Genomic DNA, 14,734 nt, shown 5'->3' with positions numbered 1-14,734 from the left:
GCTCCGCCGTGCCCGGCCGGCTCGTCGAACGTCGCTCAGGCTCGGTCGCCGTCGAGCAGGATTTCCGTCGTACGGCCGATATGCCACGCCAATGCCTCGACAGCGGCTTCGGTGTCGCGGGCGAGCGCGAGTTCCATGAGCGTGCGGTGTTCTGCGATCACATCGCGGCCGGGGTGCCTGGAGTGCTGCTGCGACCACGAGCGGTACAGCTCCGCCGAGTCGCGCAACGAGTTCGCGATGGCCAGCAGGCGGGAGTTGCGGCAGCCGGCCAGCAGCGCATGGTGGAAGTCCGCGTGCGCCCGTGACCACGCGTCGCTGACCCGATCCGGATCGTCCTGGTCGTACTGCGGAGTCCGCTCGAGCGTGTGGTGCTTCGCGACCAGATCCGATTCCCATGGCGTGTCGCCCTCGGCCAGCGACATCCGCAGCACCAGGCACTCGATCGCCACGCGGGCGGCGGTGAGGTCAGTCAGGTCGTCGGCGGACAACGGCGTCACCTGGAAACCCTGGTGCGGCTGCGACCGGACGAGGTCCTGCTCGACCAGCCGGGTCAGAGCTTCGCGGAGCACCCCCACACCGACGCCGTACCTGGCACCGAGCTCCGGGAACTTCAGCTTCTCCCCCGGGGCCAGCCGCCCGGCCAGGATGTCGGCCCGCATCGTCGCGAACGTGTCATCCGCCCGGGTGCCGTACGTGGATCGCGCCATGTTTCAACAGTAGCAGCAGAAGAGAACGTACCCTCAACTTTCTTCTTTCACTTGAACTTTAGAAAGTTAGCGCGCATGCTGAGACCCACAGCGCAGGGTGGCGCCGGCCGCCCCGGCCGAGGAGGACGACGATGAAGTTGGCGAACCTGGCAGGACGAGCGGTCCTGGTGACCGGCGACGGAGCGGCTGACATCGCCCGTGACAGCGACGGGCGCTTCGGCCCGGATCCCCTGGCGGTCCTGGAGCGGTGGGCCGAGTTCCGGGAGTGGGCGCGAAGCGCGCCGCTGGCTCCGCGGAGTTTCGACGAGGCGCTGCTCGGCCCGCCGGTGCCGCGGCCGCGGCAGATCTTCGCGATCGCGCTCAATTACCGGGCGCACGCGGCCGAGTCGGGCTTCGAAATCCCGGCCGAGGCATCGGTGTTCACCAAGTTCGCCTCGTCGCTGACCGGACCGGCCGGCGACATCGCCCTCGTCGACGGGAACGTCGACTGGGAAGCGGAACTGGTCGTCGTGATCGGCCGCGAGGCACGCGCCGTGCGTGAACAGGACGCGTGGGACCACGTCGCCGGGCTGACCAACGGCCAGGACATCTCCGAGCGCACCCGGCAGCTCGCCGGGCCGGTGCCGCAGTTCAGCCTGGCCAAGTCGCACCCCGGCTTCAGCCCGATCGGGCCGTGGGTGGTCACCCCGGACGAACTGGAGAACCCCGACGACCTGGAGATCGCCTGCGCGATCAACGGCGAAGAGGTCCAGAAGAGCCGGACCTCGGACCTGATCTTCCCGGTGCCCGTGCTGATCGCCCAGCTTTCCGAGGTCCTCACGCTCTACCCCGGCGACCTGATCTTCACCGGGACCCCGGCCGGCGTCGGCCTCGGCTCGCACCCCCAGCGCTACCTCGCCGCCGGCGACGTGCTGACCACCCGGACCGAGGGGCTGGGCCGGATGACCCACCGCCTCGTCGCACCCCGCGGCTGACCGGCAAGGAGACCGACCATGCGAGTCGTCGAAACCGATGTCCTCGTCGTGGGCGCCGGGCCCTGCGGCCTCACGGCCGCGGCGTTCCTGGCGATGTACGGCGTCGAGGCCATCACCGTCACCAAGTACCCGCGTACCGCCAACACGCCGCGGGCGCACATCACGAACCAGCGCACCATGGAGGTCATGCGGGACCTCGGCATCGAGGAACAGGTGCGCGCCGTCTCCGTCCCCAACGAGCTGATGGCCGACAACGTGTGGGCCACGAGCATGGCGGGCAAGGAGATCGCCCGGGTGAAGACCTGGGGGACGATGGTCGAGCGCAAGGCCGACTACGAGGCGGGCAGTCCGTCGGCCATGTGCAACATGCCCCAGCACCTGTTCGAGCCGCTGATCCTGCAAGGCGCGGTCGACCGCGGCGCCGACGTCCGCTTCTCCACCGAACTGACCGAAATCACCCAGGACGACGCCGGTGTCACGGCGACCGTCCGGTACCGCCACACCGGCGAGACGTATCAGATCAAAGCGCAGTACGCCATCGGCGCCGACGGCGGCCGCTCGACGGTCGCCGAACAGCTCGGGTTCTCGCTGGAGGGAGAAACCGGTCTCGGATACGCGGTCAACATCTGGCTCGAAGCCGACCTCTCGCGCTTCCGCGCACACCGGCCGGGCGTGCTGTTCTGGACCGCCCGGCCGGGCAACGACTTCTGGCTCGGCTCCGGAGTCTTCATCACCGTGCGGCCCTGGCACGAATGGGTCCTGGTGTTCATGTACGACCCGGACACCGAGGAGATCGACACCAGCGAGGAAGCGATGCTGCCTCGCATCCACAAGGCCATCGGCGACGACAGCGTCCCGGTCACGATCAAGAACGTCTCCACCTGGCAGGTCAACCACGTCCTCGCCACCGAGTACCGGCGAGGACGGGTGTTCCTGGCCGGCGACGCCGCGCACCGGCACCCGCCCGCGAACGGGCTCGGGTCCAACACCTCGGTCCAGGACGCCTACAACCTCGCCTGGAAACTGGCCGCGGTCCTCAAGGGCCAGGCCGGCGAAGCGCTGCTCGAGAGCTACCACCAGGAGCGCCACCCGGTAGGTCGCCAGGTTGTCGACCGGGCCCTGAAAAGCGCCGACATCGTGGGCCGGGTGCCGTCCATTCTCGGCATCCGGCCGGGCCAGACCGACGAGGAAGGCTGGGCGGCGATCGACGGGTTCTTCGCCGACACCGACGACGGCCGCAGGCGACGGAAAGCGCTCGAAGACTGCCTCGACGAGAACGCGTACCACTTCCACGCGCACGGCGTCGAACTCGGCCAGCGCTACACCTCGGCCGCCGTCGTCGACGACGGCACCCCGTTCCCGGACTACACCCGCGATCCCGAGCTCTACTACCAGCCCACCACCCATCCCGGCGCGTACCTCCCCCACGTCTGGATCGAACGCCACGGCAAGCAGATCTCGACGCTCGACGTCGTCGGGCACGGCAAGTTCACCCTGATCACCGGCATCGGCGGCGAAGCCTGGACCGCCGCCGCGGAGAAGATCAGCGCGGAGCTGGGCGTCGAGATCGCCGGCGCACCCATCGGCTACCGGCTCGCCTTCGACGACGTGTACGGCGACTGGGCCAGAACCCGCGAGGTGACCGACGGCGGCTGCCTGCTGGTCCGGCCCGACCGCCACATCGCCTGGCGCAGCCACGACAAGGCCGGCGACCCGGTCAGCGCGCTGCGCGAAGCGGCCAAGTCCGCCCTTTCCCGCACCTGAACCCGGCCCTTCATTCGATCAAGGAGGCTCGAAATGACGATCACGACCGGCACCATGACCGACGAACAGCGCAAGTCGGTAGCCCTGGAGTTCCTCAAGCGAGTCGATTCGGGCGGCAACGTCCTCGAACTCTTCGCCGACGACGCCCAGTTCTGCTTCCCGAAATACGGCATGGTCCGCGGCATCGACAAGATCCAGGAATTCTTCGGCCGGCTCGGCGGCATCATCTCGTCGATCGAACACCACACCGCGTACTTCAACTACGTCGTCGACGGCGACCGTGTCGTCGTCGAAGGCACCAGCCACGGCACGACCGCGACCGGCGTCGAGTGGCGTGCGGGAGTGACCTCCACCGGGCCGTGGTGCGACGTGTTCGAAATCCGCGACTTCAAGATCCAGCGTCTGTTCGTCTACCTCGACCCGGACTACGCCGACGCCGACACCGCCCGCTACCCGTGGCTCGACAAATAGCCTTTCCCTTCTGCCGCAAAGGACCCTGGCTCATGACGACCATACGACCGGACGCGACGCTGACCCGCGACGAGATCATCGCGCGCAACCTCGAAGTGGTACAGGAACACTTCCACAACGAAAACCCCGACGACGTCGACAAGGCGATCGCTCTCTACGCCCCCGAGATCTCCTGGGAAGCCCCCAACCGCGGGCTCGTCTACACCGATGCCGCCGACGTCCGCGACGCCTACCTGAAGATCTTCCGCACCCTGCAGTTCCACTCGCTGACCACATTGCGGCGCTTCGGCACGGAACAGTTCGTGTTCGACGACGCAGTCGCCGACGTGACCGTGGTCGGCGACGAGATGCCCAACCTGCCCTTCCCCGTCGGCAGCCGGATCAGCCTCCGGATCGTGCACTGCTTCGAACTCCGGGACGGCAAAATCACCAAGGAGATCGCCTACGAGATGTGGCGCGAAGATGGCGGCCCGCTCGTCAACGACGCCATCCCGCCGGGCTCGCCGGTGGAGTACTTCCCCGAACCGGACGACGCCGAAGGCTGACGACACGATGAACGTGGCAACTCTGCTGGCAGCCAGCGCGCTCCGGGTACCGACACGGGATGCCTGGCGCCACGGCGACCGGTCCGCGAGCTACGCGCTCGCCCGCGACCGGATCGCGCGCCTGGCCGGCGGGCTCCAGGCGCTCGGGCTCCGCACCGGCGACCGGGTGGCCCTCGTCCTGCCGAACGGGCCCGACCTCTTCGAACTGCTGTGGGCGACCTTCTGGGCCGGGCTGGTGACGGTGCCGGTCAACCGCCACCTGCACCCCCGCGAGGTGGCGTTCGTCCTCGCTCACTCCGGCGCGAAGCTCGTCGTCGTCGCGCCCGAAACCGACGACGCGGCGAGCAGCGACACGACCGACGCCACCGTGCTCCGCACCGGCTCACCGGCATACGAGGCGCTCACAGCCGGGCAGCCGGTGCCTGTCGCCGAGGTGCGCCCCGAGGACGCTGCGTGGATCTTCTACACCTCAGGGACCACCGGGCGGCCGAAGGGCGCCACACTCACCCACCGGAATCTGGTGAGCATGACGCTCAACTACTACGCCGACGTCGACCCGGTCCACGACGATGCCGTTTTCCTCCATGCCGCCCCGCTCACCCACGGCAGCGGGATGTACCTGCTCCCCGCGGTGGGACACGGAGCGGTCAATGTGATTTCCGCGGCCGGCAGCTTCGACCCGGCCGACTATCTCGCACTCGCCCAGGCCGACCAGGTCACCCACGGAGCGTTCCTCGCACCCACGATGCTGCGCCGGCTGACCGACGAAGTCCGAGCCGGCTCCGCCCCGGAGCTTCCACAGCTGCGCAGCCTCGTCATCGGCGGAGCCGCGCTCTATCAGGAAGATCTGCAGGAAGCGCTCGACGCGTTCGGGCCGATCATCACCCAGATGTACGGACAAGGCGAGGCGCCCATGACCATCGCAGTCATGAAACCGGACCAGGTTCCCCACGACCACGCACACCCCCGCCGCCGGTCCTGCGGCCGGCCGTTCACCGGCGTCGAGGTCCGGGTCGCCGACGCCGACGGCGCCGAGCTGCCCGCGGGGACGACCGGGGAAATCCGGGTTCGCGGCGACGTCGTGATGACCGGATACTGGTCCGATCCGGCCGCCACCGCCGGCACCATCGACCGCGGCTGGCTGCGCACCGGCGACGTCGGGCACGTCGACGAGCTCGGATTCCTGTATCTCACCGACCGGTCGAAAGACGTCATCATCAGCGGCGGCTCGAACATCTACCCCCGCGAGGTGGAAGAAGTCCTGCTCACGCATCCGGCGGTCCACGAAGCCGCGGTCGTCGGCATCCCCGATCCCGAATGGGGCGAGAACGTCGGCGCATTCGTCGTGACCGGCCCGGGCACCGACGTCACCGAAGCAGAACTCATCGCGCACAGCCGTGCGCACCTGGCGTCGTTCAAGAAGCCGAAGTCCATCACGTTTCTCAACGAGCTGCCCAAGAACGCCAACGGGAAGATCCTCAAACGCGCCCTGAGTAACCCCCGATCCGGAGAGGGTCTTTAAGCCGATCGCGCTATCCGACTCCACAGGTTGTGCTACGGGCCTCGTCCGCAAGGCGGGACCCAGTCCGAGAAGCCCGGGTGCTCGCCGGCGGCCATACAGCTCGGCGCCGAGCGACATCCCGCAGCAGTCGGGCTTGCGGCCCGAAGGCTGATGCCGGCCGAGTCAGCCGCGGTTGCGCATGGTCACAGTCAGTGACACCGGTGAAGTGACCCACTGAACGCCGCCGCGGTTTCCCGCGGTGCGCAGCCGGTCGATGATTTCGTCGGTCTCCTCGGCTGTCGCGACCCCACTGGCCACGATCCGTTCCCGGACCGCGGCGATGGTCGCCGCGTGCAGTCCGTAGCCGGTGGCCGGCTCGATGGGCTGGAAGCACCCGCCGAGCCGCACGACGTCGAAGCCCGCCCGGTCCGCCGTGGCCGGCAGGTCCTCGACCGCGGTGGGGGACGCGCCGCCGCGTTCGATCGCCTGGTGGAGGAGGTCCCAGGCGACGCGCAGTGTGTCGTCGGGCGGAAAGCTGAACGGCGGCGGGGCCGGGACGGGTTCCATCGCCACGAGCCAGCCACCCGGACGCAGCGCGTGGCGGATGCGGGTCAGCGTGTGCCGCGGGTCGCGCTGGTGCATCAGGAAGCAGCGGGTGAACGCGAGGTCGTAGGGACCACCGAGATCGGCCGCCGGGTCGTTGATGTCCGCGACGCGGACGTCGACGTTGCGCAAACCCAGTTCGGTCACGACCGAACGGGCCCGCTCCACGGTCGAGGCCGTGAAGTCCACACCCACGACGCTTCCGGACGGTCCGACCAGCTCGGCGAGCAGCGGCATCGCGCCCAGCGGCCCGCAGCCGCATTCCAGCGCTCGCCAGCCGGGCCGGACGTCGACGGTGGCCAGCGCGGTCCGCGTCGTCGGATTCAGCACCGCCGAGATGCCGAGCAGCCGTCGTAGGTCCTCGTCGCTGCCGTCGAGCACGTATCGAGCCGGTTCTGCGGTCACGTCGGGACTCCCCTCCCGGATGTCCCCGCATTCTGGCGCGTTTCCGTCCGGCGGGCCAGTGGGCTTGCGGCGTTCGGCCGGGGTCGCCGTCATCGTGGGGCGGGGGCTGGGGCCAGTTCCCCGGTGGGCAGCAACGGCGGACCGGCCGGCTCCCAGTCGTGCCGGCGGGCGATCGCGATCATCTCCGGGGGCGCCAGCGGGCGGCCGGCCTCGCTCTCGGCGGCGCGCACGTCACGGTGCATCCGCTCGAAACCGCCCGGCGTGTGGATGGTGACGAACCGAACCGGGCGGCCGGACGCCGTCGCGAAGGTGTGCGGTGTTCCGCGTGGGACGAACATCGAGCCGCCGGCCGGAACCGGGTGCGTCCGGCCGGCGGCGTGCAGCAGCAGGGTGCCCTCGAGCACGACGAACGTCTCGTCGGATCCGGGGTGCACGTGCAGCGGCGGGCCCGCCTCCGCCGCGGGTGCTTCACACAGCAGCACCGACAGCGTTCCGCTGGTCGCGGCGCTGTCGAGCAGCAACCGCATGCCCCGGCCGCCGGCGCGATCGAGGTTTTCCGCTGTCTCGGGCGAGGTGAGCGCGACAGTCATGACGCGGCCCCACTTTCAGTTGAGAACGTATCAATTGACTTGATGTGATACAACCGAACTGTGGGACCTGTCAAGCGCGGCTATCACGCACCCCTGCGTGAGCAGCAGGCCGCGCAGACCCGCCAGCGCATCGCCGAAGCCGCCGTCGAGGAGTTCTCCGAGCACGGCTGGGCGGGCACCACGGTGGCCGCGATCGCCGCCCGGGCCGGAGTGACCCCGCAGGCGGTGTACCAGGCCGTCGGAGGGAAGCCGGCGTTGCTCGTCCGCGCCGTCGAGACGGCGGTCGCCGGCTCCGCCGACGACGTCATGCTCGCCGACCGCCCGTCCTTCGCGGCAGCGTACGAACCGGGCCTGAACAAGACGCAGCGCCTGCGGGCGTTCGCGGCGGCCACCGCCGAGGCATACCACCGCGCGGCGGCACTCTTCCTCGTGCTGCAGGACGCCGCCCGCAGCGACCCCACCGCCAAGGAGCTGGCGGCCGCGGGCGCCGACCGGCGGCTCACCGAAAACCGCCGGCTGGCGAACCTGCTCCGGCCCGGCAGCGACGCACGGTCGGCCGCGGAGCTCACCGACGCCATCTGGGTCCTGACTGGACCCGCCGTCTACGCCGACCTGGTGCACCACCGGAAGTGGACCGCCGAGCAGTACCGGACATTCCTCGAAGACATGCTCGACGCCGCGATCCGCCGCACCGGCTCACGCTAGCCGGTCGAAGCCGGCGGTCGGCATGCCCGGCGCTGCTCGCCCGCCGGAGGTGTGGCCGAGACGGCGCGGGAGACGGTGACGGTGGCCTCGGCGGCGACCCGCTCGATGGCCTGCCACTGCGATGCGGCGCACTCCCCGGCGCCCCGGAGTCCACGAGCAACCACAGCGTCATGGTCGTCGGTCAGCCGGTCGCACTCGTCGAGGCCCGGTCACACTGCCGCAACGACCGCTCGCCTCGGGTTTCGGCCGTGGCGTCCAGGGAATTCGCGCCGCGGGCACGCTCACGAGGAGGTTGGCATGGCGGCGACACCCGTTCCGGCGTCATCCGCGGTCCGTACGCTGATCCCCGCGCGCATCGACCGGCTGCCCTGGTCCCGGTTCCACACCCGGATGGTCGTCGCGCTCGGGGTGGCCTGGATCCTGGACGGCCTCGAGATCACCGTGGCCAGCGCGGTCGCCGACACGCTGACCAAGCCCGAGACGCTGCACATGTCTTCGGCGGCCGTCGGGCTGCTGGCGACGATCTACCTGGCCGGCGAGGTGGTCGGGGCCCTGTTCTTCGGCAGCCTGTCCGACAAGCTGGGGCGCCGGAACCTCTTCATGCTCACCTTGGCGGTCTACCTCGTCGGCAGCGGCCTGACCGCGCTGACCCTCGGCAACGGCGCGGGCTGGGTGCTGTTCCTCTACGCCACCCGGTTCGTCGCCGGCATGGGCATCGGCGGCGAGTACGCGGCGATCAACTCCGCGATCGACGAGCTGATTCCGGCCCGCTACCGTGGCCGCGTCGACATCGCCGTCAACGGCACGTATTGGGCCGGCGCGGTGCTCGGCACGATCGGCACGTACATCCTGCTGAACCGGATGGACCTGTCCCTGGGGTGGCGGCTGGGCTTCCTGATCGGCCCGATACTGGGGCTGATCATCCTGTTCGTCCGCCGGCATCTGCCGGAGAGCCCGCGGTGGCAGATCATGCACGGCAAGGCCGACGCGGCGGAGGAGTCGATCAGCCAGATCGAGCAGGAGGTCGAGCACGCGGGCCGCAGCCTGCCCGCGGTCGACGAGAGCAAGGCGATCGAGGTGATCCCGGCCGAGCGGATCGGGTACGTGGCGCTGGCCAGGGTGCTCTTCCGCGACTACCCGTCCCGGGCGATCCTGGGCGCGTCGCTGATGATCAGCCAGTCGTTCCTGTACAACGCGATCTTCTTCACCTACACCCTCGTGCTCGGCAAGTTCTACGGGGTCCCGTCGGCGGCCACGCCGATCTACCTGATCGCGTTCGCGATCGGCAACCTGGTCGGCCCGTTCACCATCGGCCACCTCTTCGACACGCTCGGCCGCCGCACCATGCTGGCGGGTACCTACCTCGTCTCCGGCGCCCTGCTGGCCGTCACGGCGGTGCTGTTCTACACCGGCTCGCTCAACGCGATCACGCAGACCATCGCCTGGTGCGTGATTTTCTTCTTCGCATCGGCCGGCGCCAGCGCGGGCTACCTGACAGTCAGCGAAATCTTCCCGCTGGAAGTACGGGCGAAGGCGATCGCGGTGTTCTTCGCGATCGCCCAGTGCTTCGGCGCGCTGGGGCCGGTGATCTACGGCGCGCTGATCGGCGCGGGCGATCACCCGGTCCGCTTGTTCATCGGCTACCTGCTCGGCGCGGTGATCATGATCGCCGGCGGCCTGGTGGCCCGGTTCCTGGCCGTGGACGCGGAAGGCAAGTCCTTGGAGGAGATCGCGCAGCCGCTGTCCGCGGCGGGCCGCAAGGGCCGCACTCGCGCGGAGGGCGCTTCCTCGCCGTTCTCGACGTAACTCCACGGCAACGACACCGCGCCCTGCCCCGGACAGCTCACCCGTCGGACCGTCGAGCTGCACCTCGCTCTCCGGCGCCACTGCACGATGTCCGCGTGACCGGCGTGCCGGCCGCGGGCGCACTGAGCCTCGTACTCGGCCCGCACTGATGGACGCGGCTCCGAGTGCGCCGACGGGTCGACACCCCAGCGACCCACGCCGGCCTCGCTAGGACTGCACCGGCCCGGCCGCGCGGGCGACCCGCTCCAGCTTCTCGCGGTGCTCCGCCCACGAGTCCGCGTGCAGATCGGGCAGGTTCGACGCGTCGGCCCGCAGGCCGATGGCGCCGTCGACGAGTTCACGGACGATGTCGGCGTGACCGGCATGCCGGTTGATCTCGGCGATCACGTGCACCAGCACCCGATGCAGCGTCGTCTCGCGGCGCTCCGGCGGCCACCACGGGACCATGCCGGCCGCGTCCAGCGGGTTCGGCTCGATCGTCTCGTCCGCGAACGCCCAGACGCGCCGGTAGAGCCCGACGATGTCGTCCTGCGACTCGTCCTCCGACGCCCAGAAGTCGGCGCCGGGCTCGTCGTCCATGTTGTCGTACCACGGAAGCGACTCAGGGAACTTCCGGCCGAACGTGTCCCCGAAGTAGCCGAGCTCGACACCGGCCATGTGCTTGACCAGGCCGAGCAGGTTGGTCCCGGTGGGCGTCATCGGCCGGCGCATGTCGTACTCGGAAAGGCCGTCGAGCTTCCACACCAGCGCGTCGCGCGCCGCCTGCAGGTATCGCCGCAGATCGGCCTTGGGATCGGAGTCGGTCATGCGAGGAAGCTACCAATCGGCCTGCGTACTCGAAGCGGAACGCGCCACGGCGCATCCTGCTCCTTGAGCGCGCGTCGGCATCAGGAACGAAGGGCGCGCAGGCCGGTGCGGATTTCGCCGACCAGGATCTCGGGCTGTTCCAAGGCCGCGAAGTGGCCGCCTTTGCCAGCCTCGCCGTAGTGGATCAGGTTGGTGTAGGTGTCTTCGATCCAGGTTCGTGGCAGGCGGGGGATGTCCTTCGGGAACACGGTCACCGCGACCGGAAGCGTCACCTTCGGACCGGCGAAGGTGCGCGACTTGTTCTCCCAGTAGATGCGGCCGGACGACGCCGCGCTGTTGGTGAACCAGTAGAGGGATATCGCGTCGAGCATGTCGTCCACGGCGATGGCGTCCTCGGCGAGCCCGTGGTTGTCGGTCTTGGACTGGAACTTCTCGTAGATCCAGGCCGCCTGACCAGCGGGAGAGTCCGCCAGCGCGAATCCGACAGTCTCGGGCTTCGTGCCGTGGAGGTGGTTCGATCCACCGAGATCACCGGTGTAGCGCGCGAGCGTCTCCACGGCGTAGCGCTCTTCGGGCGACAAGGTCTCCGGAATCTGTGCGGGAAAAGCGTACTGGGTGTTCAGATGAATCCCGAGAAGCCCCTCGGGCCGCATGGCCCCCAGGTCGGTCGTGACGACCGCGCCCCAATCGCCGCCTTGCGCGGCCCAGCTCCGGTAGCCCAGACGCTTCATCAACTCCACCCACGCACTGGCGATGCGCGAGACAGTCCACCCGGTCTCCGTGGGCTTCTGGGAAAACCCGAACCCGGGGAGCGACGGAACGACGACGTCGAACGAATCCGCGGCGTCGCCGCCGAACGAAACCGGATCCGTCAGCGGGCCGATCAGCTTCAGGAACTCGATGATCGAGCCCGGCCACCCGTGCGTGAGAAGCAACGGCATCGCGTGCGGATTCTTGGACCTGACGTGGATGAAATGGATGTCCAGCCCGTCGATCTCGGTCAGGAACTGGGGAAAGCGATTGAGCCGGGACTCCAGGCGTCGCCAATCGTAGTCGTGCCGCCAGTAGTCGACCAGCGATCTGGCGTTCTCCACGCGAACCCCTTGCGACCAGTCGTCCACCGTTTCCGGATCCGGCCATCGAGTTCCGGCCAGCCGCTGCTGCACGTCGTCGATCTCCGAATCCGGGATCGAGACGGTGAACGGGCGGACAAGGGCCGAGGTCGGTGCGGTCATTGCCTTCTCCTGAGCCTCGAAGCACAGCACAACTCTCGTTGCACACTGGTGTGCAATCTAGCTCGTTGCACACCGGTGTGCAACACTGCTGCGGTGCCCACCGAGTCCTCCCGTGCGCGCTCGATGAACGAGACACGCGATCGCATCCTCGACGTCGCCCTCGAGGTACTGGGAGAGAACCCCGACGCCGGGATGGGCGACATCGCCTCCGCGGCCGGGGTCGTCCGTCGCACCGTGTATGGCCACTTCCCCTCACGCCTCGACCTGGTTCGGACACTCACGGAACGGGCCGTCACCGAGATGACGGCCGTCCTCACCGAAGTCACCGCCTCCGACACCGAAGCGGACGCGACGTGGGCCGGATTCGTCGCCCGCATCTGGCCGGTGGCACACCGGTACCGAGTGCTGCTGGCGCTGCGCCGTGGCGAGTACGGCGAGGCGATCCACAGCCTGCTCGGGCCACTCGACGAACTCCTCGCCCACCTCGTCAAACGCGGTCAGGACAGCGACGTGTTCGCACAGCACCTGCCGGCAGGGATTCTGAGCCAGCTCGCCTACGGCGCCGTGTTCGCCATCGCGGACAGCGACCTGCCGAACCGGATCCCCGGCGCCCGGGCAGCGACGATCACGAGCCTGCTGATGCTGGGAGTTCCCGAGCCGCGCGCACTCGCTCTCGTCGGCGACCGGCCCTGATCCCGCAGACCATCCGGCCGCGCAAGGCCATGACCGATGAGCTTCGGCCGAGGGCGGCAACGGCGGCGCCGAATCTCCCGGCAGCTTTTGCTGTCGGCTCGCACGGACCGCAGCCCATCGCCGCCGCTGGTGGGGGCAAAGCCGAGCTTCCCAGGTCCGGGTCCGTCCGGCCCGGAGTGCGGCGGCGGAAAAGCGGAGGTTACTCCGGTTATGCTACGGTCGACCTTAGCGGAGGACCCTCCGCATAAGCCGGTCTCTCACAGAAGCAGGAAGCCATGGCTCCGGAACCACGGTCCCCGTCCCGGACGCACCGGGCGGCCGCACGGTCCTCGCGGATCGGGTACGGCGCGCACCGCGAAGCAGAGCCGACTTCCGCTGGACCGCGATCACTTGGGACGAAGAGGCCCGCGCCCAACGCATGATCGGCCGCCACTCCACACGGCTGACTCGCAGGAAAACACCCGGAAAGGACCTGACGCATGGGATCACAACACACCGAAGCCGGCACTTCAGACGAGGCGAATCTGCCGACCAACTGGGGGCGGTGGGGTGAGGACGACCAACGCGGCACGCTGAACCTCATCACCGACGAGGCCAGGGCCCGGGCAGCCGCGGAGGTCCGGACGGGGAGGGCGGTGTCGCTCGCGCTGCCGATCCAGCCCACGCCGGTCATCAGCGGCCCCTTCGCCCCCGCCACCCAAGCTGCCTCCCCGGTACAGCAGCTGTTGCAATACACGGGCTGTCCGCCCTTGGCGACGGCGGAAGTCCTGATCGTCACCAACCACCATCCGCGGTCGACGCATCTCGACGCGCTCGCACACATGCCACGGGCCGGACGGGTCTACCCCGGACGGCCCCTCGACGAATGCGTAACCGTCGCGGGTGTGCGGCACGGCTCCACGGCAGCGTTCTCCGCCGGCGTGGCCACCCGGGGCGTTCTGCTCGACCTGGCGGCCGACGGCCCGCTGCCCAGTGGTTACGCGGTCACTTCGGAAGACTTCGACGCGGCGGAAGAACGCGAGAACGTCCGGCTCGAGGCCGGAGACGCCTTGGTGGTGCGTTGCGGGTGGGCCATGACCCCCGACGCCGACCGTCCGATGCCCGGAATGACCCTCGACGCGGTGCAGTGGATGCATCGGCGCGGAGTGTCGCTCTACGCCGGCGACATCGGAGACGCGCACCCGGCACTGGACCCTGCCTGTCCCGCACCACTGCACGGGGTAGCACTGCCGTTGCTGGGCCTGCCCTTGATCGACGCCGTCGAAACCGGCGAACTTTCCGCTGCCTGCGCGGAACTGGGCCGCTACGCCTTTCTGCTCACCGTGGCGCCGCCGCGCATCGACGGGCTGACCGGAGTTCCCGTCAATCCGCTTGCCCTCTTCTGAGGTACCCGATCCGGCATTTCTTCTCACACCATCGCGTGACCCAGCGAGTCGGAACCGCCGAGACGTGCCCGTGAGTCCGCAGAGTACCCCGGTGATGAACAACTCCATGGACGACGCCGGGTGCTGCCTTCTCTCCGTGGCCTGGAACCTCGCCCCGCTGACCGAAGGCAGGCCCGGCTCGCGGCGTGGTGCCCTGCGGCAGACCGTCGTCTCCGTGTGCCAGGCCGCCGGGCACGGTGCGAGGCGCTGGGCCGCGACCCACGGGCCCGGCGCCGAAGCCCAGTACCGCCCCTTCCTGCAACTCGCCGACGTCGCGCACGAAATCGCCACCCTGCTGCTCCTCGTCGAAGACTTCCTCGTCCCCGACCTCGAACGCGAGCACCGGCGCTGGGCCGAAATCGAGGAACTCGCCGCCCGCATGACCGAACTCGCCGAGTGGACGTCCGATTTTCTCCTGTCAGGCTCAGCCTTGCGTCGGTAAGTTCGCGCGAACACGGAAGTCGACATGCCCGCTCGCTCGGCGGGACCTTCTCCGGCGAGGAA

Annotated in this window: 15 protein-coding genes; 10 read left to right on the top strand and 5 right to left on the bottom strand. The window is 69.2% G+C overall.

All coding sequences use genetic code 11. The features are described from left to right. Nucleotides 1–35 precede the first annotated feature (35 nt). Nucleotides 36–707: a GntR family transcriptional regulator gene (locus BT341_RS25515; RefSeq protein WP_072478686.1), complete on the bottom strand. Its 672-nt coding sequence runs from the start codon at nt 705–707 to the stop codon at nt 36–38. Between the two features lie 131 nt (nt 708–838). On the opposite strand from BT341_RS25515, the gene BT341_RS25510 reads away from it, so the two are divergent. The 5 genes from BT341_RS25510 to BT341_RS25490 are packed head-to-tail and all read left to right on the top strand — an operon-like array spanning nt 839 to nt 5,983. Further along, the gene (locus BT341_RS25510; protein ID WP_072478685.1) at nt 839–1,681 is read left to right on the top strand and encodes a fumarylacetoacetate hydrolase family protein; all 843 of its coding nucleotides are present in this window, start codon (nt 839–841) and stop codon (nt 1,679–1,681) included. A gap of 18 nt (nt 1,682–1,699) precedes the next feature. Next, complete coding sequence (locus BT341_RS25505) at nt 1,700–3,445, top strand: FAD-dependent oxidoreductase (RefSeq protein ID WP_072478684.1); 1,746 nt, start codon at nt 1,700–1,702, stop codon at nt 3,443–3,445. A 33-nt stretch (nt 3,446–3,478) separates the two neighbouring features. After that, complete coding sequence (locus tag BT341_RS25500) at nt 3,479–3,916, top strand: nuclear transport factor 2 family protein (RefSeq protein WP_072478683.1); 438 nt, start codon at nt 3,479–3,481, stop codon at nt 3,914–3,916. Nucleotides 3,917–3,948: 32 nt separating this feature from the next. Continuing rightward, the gene (locus BT341_RS25495; RefSeq protein ID WP_072478682.1) at nt 3,949–4,461 is read left to right on the top strand and encodes a nuclear transport factor 2 family protein; all 513 of its coding nucleotides are present in this window, start codon (nt 3,949–3,951) and stop codon (nt 4,459–4,461) included. A 7-nt stretch (nt 4,462–4,468) separates the two neighbouring features. Beyond that, nucleotides 4,469–5,983, top strand: coding sequence for a class I adenylate-forming enzyme family protein (locus BT341_RS25490; protein ID WP_072478681.1), 1,515 nt, complete (start codon nt 4,469–4,471; stop codon nt 5,981–5,983). Nucleotides 5,984–6,145: 162 nt separating this feature from the next. On the opposite strand, the gene BT341_RS25485 is transcribed toward BT341_RS25490, so the two are convergent. Both BT341_RS25485 and BT341_RS25480 read right to left on the bottom strand, forming a co-directional pair. Further along, nucleotides 6,146–6,970 (bottom strand): class I SAM-dependent methyltransferase, encoded by an 825-nt coding sequence (locus tag BT341_RS25485; protein ID WP_177328893.1) that lies wholly within the window; start codon nt 6,968–6,970, stop codon nt 6,146–6,148. Nucleotides 6,971–7,059: 89 nt separating this feature from the next. After that, nucleotides 7,060–7,560 carry a cupin domain-containing protein gene (locus BT341_RS25480; protein WP_072478679.1) on the bottom strand — a complete coding sequence of 167 codons (501 nt, stop codon included), beginning with the start codon at nt 7,558–7,560 and terminating at the stop codon, nt 7,060–7,062. 60 nt (nt 7,561–7,620) lie between these two features. Here BT341_RS25480 and BT341_RS25475 point away from each other — a divergent pair, with 60 nt between their 5' ends. Together BT341_RS25475 and BT341_RS25470 are read left to right on the top strand one after the other, a co-directional pair. After that, on the top strand, nt 7,621–8,265 hold the full coding sequence (locus BT341_RS25475; RefSeq protein WP_072478678.1) for a TetR/AcrR family transcriptional regulator: 645 nt from the start codon (nt 7,621–7,623) through the stop codon (nt 8,263–8,265). A gap of 297 nt (nt 8,266–8,562) precedes the next feature. Further along, nucleotides 8,563–10,071: an MFS transporter gene (locus BT341_RS25470; RefSeq protein WP_072478677.1), complete on the top strand. Its 1,509-nt coding sequence runs from the start codon at nt 8,563–8,565 to the stop codon at nt 10,069–10,071. A gap of 207 nt (nt 10,072–10,278) precedes the next feature. On the opposite strand, the gene BT341_RS25465 is transcribed toward BT341_RS25470, so the two are convergent. Beyond that, nucleotides 10,279–10,878 carry a DinB family protein gene (locus BT341_RS25465; RefSeq protein ID WP_072478676.1) on the bottom strand — a complete coding sequence of 200 codons (600 nt, stop codon included), beginning with the start codon at nt 10,876–10,878 and terminating at the stop codon, nt 10,279–10,281. A gap of 80 nt (nt 10,879–10,958) precedes the next feature. Next, entirely contained in the window at nt 10,959–12,113 is a 1,155-nt protein-coding gene (locus BT341_RS25460) for an epoxide hydrolase family protein (RefSeq protein WP_072478675.1), read from the bottom strand. Nucleotides 12,114–12,236: 123 nt separating this feature from the next. Here BT341_RS25460 and BT341_RS25455 point away from each other — a divergent pair, with 123 nt between their 5' ends. The 3 genes from BT341_RS25455 to BT341_RS25445 all read left to right on the top strand — a co-directional run bounded on the left by BT341_RS25455 (nt 12,237) and on the right by BT341_RS25445 (nt 14,672). After that, nucleotides 12,237–12,806 (top strand): TetR/AcrR family transcriptional regulator, encoded by a 570-nt coding sequence (locus tag BT341_RS25455; protein ID WP_072478674.1) that lies wholly within the window; start codon nt 12,237–12,239, stop codon nt 12,804–12,806. A gap of 479 nt (nt 12,807–13,285) precedes the next feature. Next, nucleotides 13,286–14,191 (top strand): cyclase family protein, encoded by a 906-nt coding sequence (locus BT341_RS25450; RefSeq protein ID WP_072478673.1) that lies wholly within the window; start codon nt 13,286–13,288, stop codon nt 14,189–14,191. Between the two features lie 94 nt (nt 14,192–14,285). After that, nucleotides 14,286–14,672: a hypothetical protein gene (locus BT341_RS25445; RefSeq protein WP_072482173.1), complete on the top strand. Its 387-nt coding sequence runs from the start codon at nt 14,286–14,288 to the stop codon at nt 14,670–14,672. Nucleotides 14,673–14,734: the final 62 nt, after the last annotated feature.

This window comes from Amycolatopsis australiensis (assembly GCF_900119165.1).
Classification (GTDB): Bacteria; Actinomycetota; Actinomycetes; order Mycobacteriales; family Pseudonocardiaceae; genus Amycolatopsis; species Amycolatopsis australiensis.
This window is presented reverse-complemented; position numbering and strand designations above follow the sequence as displayed.

Coding starts and splice junctions, on each gene's coding strand:
- BT341_RS25480 (WP_072478679.1), bottom strand. CDS start 7,560: ATGACTGTCGCGCTCACCTCGCCCGAGACAGCGGAAAACCTCGATCGC.
- BT341_RS25510 (WP_072478685.1), top strand. CDS start 839: ATGAAGTTGGCGAACCTGGCAGGACGAGCGGTCCTGGTGACCGGCGAC.
- BT341_RS25445 (WP_072482173.1), top strand. CDS start 14,286: ATGAACAACTCCATGGACGACGCCGGGTGCTGCCTTCTCTCCGTGGCC.
- BT341_RS25470 (WP_072478677.1), top strand. CDS start 8,563: ATGGCGGCGACACCCGTTCCGGCGTCATCCGCGGTCCGTACGCTGATC.
- BT341_RS25460 (WP_072478675.1), bottom strand. CDS start 12,113: ATGACCGCACCGACCTCGGCCCTTGTCCGCCCGTTCACCGTCTCGATC.
- BT341_RS25505 (WP_072478684.1), top strand. CDS start 1,700: ATGCGAGTCGTCGAAACCGATGTCCTCGTCGTGGGCGCCGGGCCCTGC.
- BT341_RS25490 (WP_072478681.1), top strand. CDS start 4,469: ATGAACGTGGCAACTCTGCTGGCAGCCAGCGCGCTCCGGGTACCGACA.
- BT341_RS25450 (WP_072478673.1), top strand. CDS start 13,286: ATGGGATCACAACACACCGAAGCCGGCACTTCAGACGAGGCGAATCTG.
- BT341_RS25455 (WP_072478674.1), top strand. CDS start 12,237: ATGAACGAGACACGCGATCGCATCCTCGACGTCGCCCTCGAGGTACTG.
- BT341_RS25515 (WP_072478686.1), bottom strand. CDS start 707: ATGGCGCGATCCACGTACGGCACCCGGGCGGATGACACGTTCGCGACG.
- BT341_RS25465 (WP_072478676.1), bottom strand. CDS start 10,878: ATGACCGACTCCGATCCCAAGGCCGATCTGCGGCGATACCTGCAGGCG.
- BT341_RS25500 (WP_072478683.1), top strand. CDS start 3,479: ATGACGATCACGACCGGCACCATGACCGACGAACAGCGCAAGTCGGTA.
- BT341_RS25495 (WP_072478682.1), top strand. CDS start 3,949: ATGACGACCATACGACCGGACGCGACGCTGACCCGCGACGAGATCATC.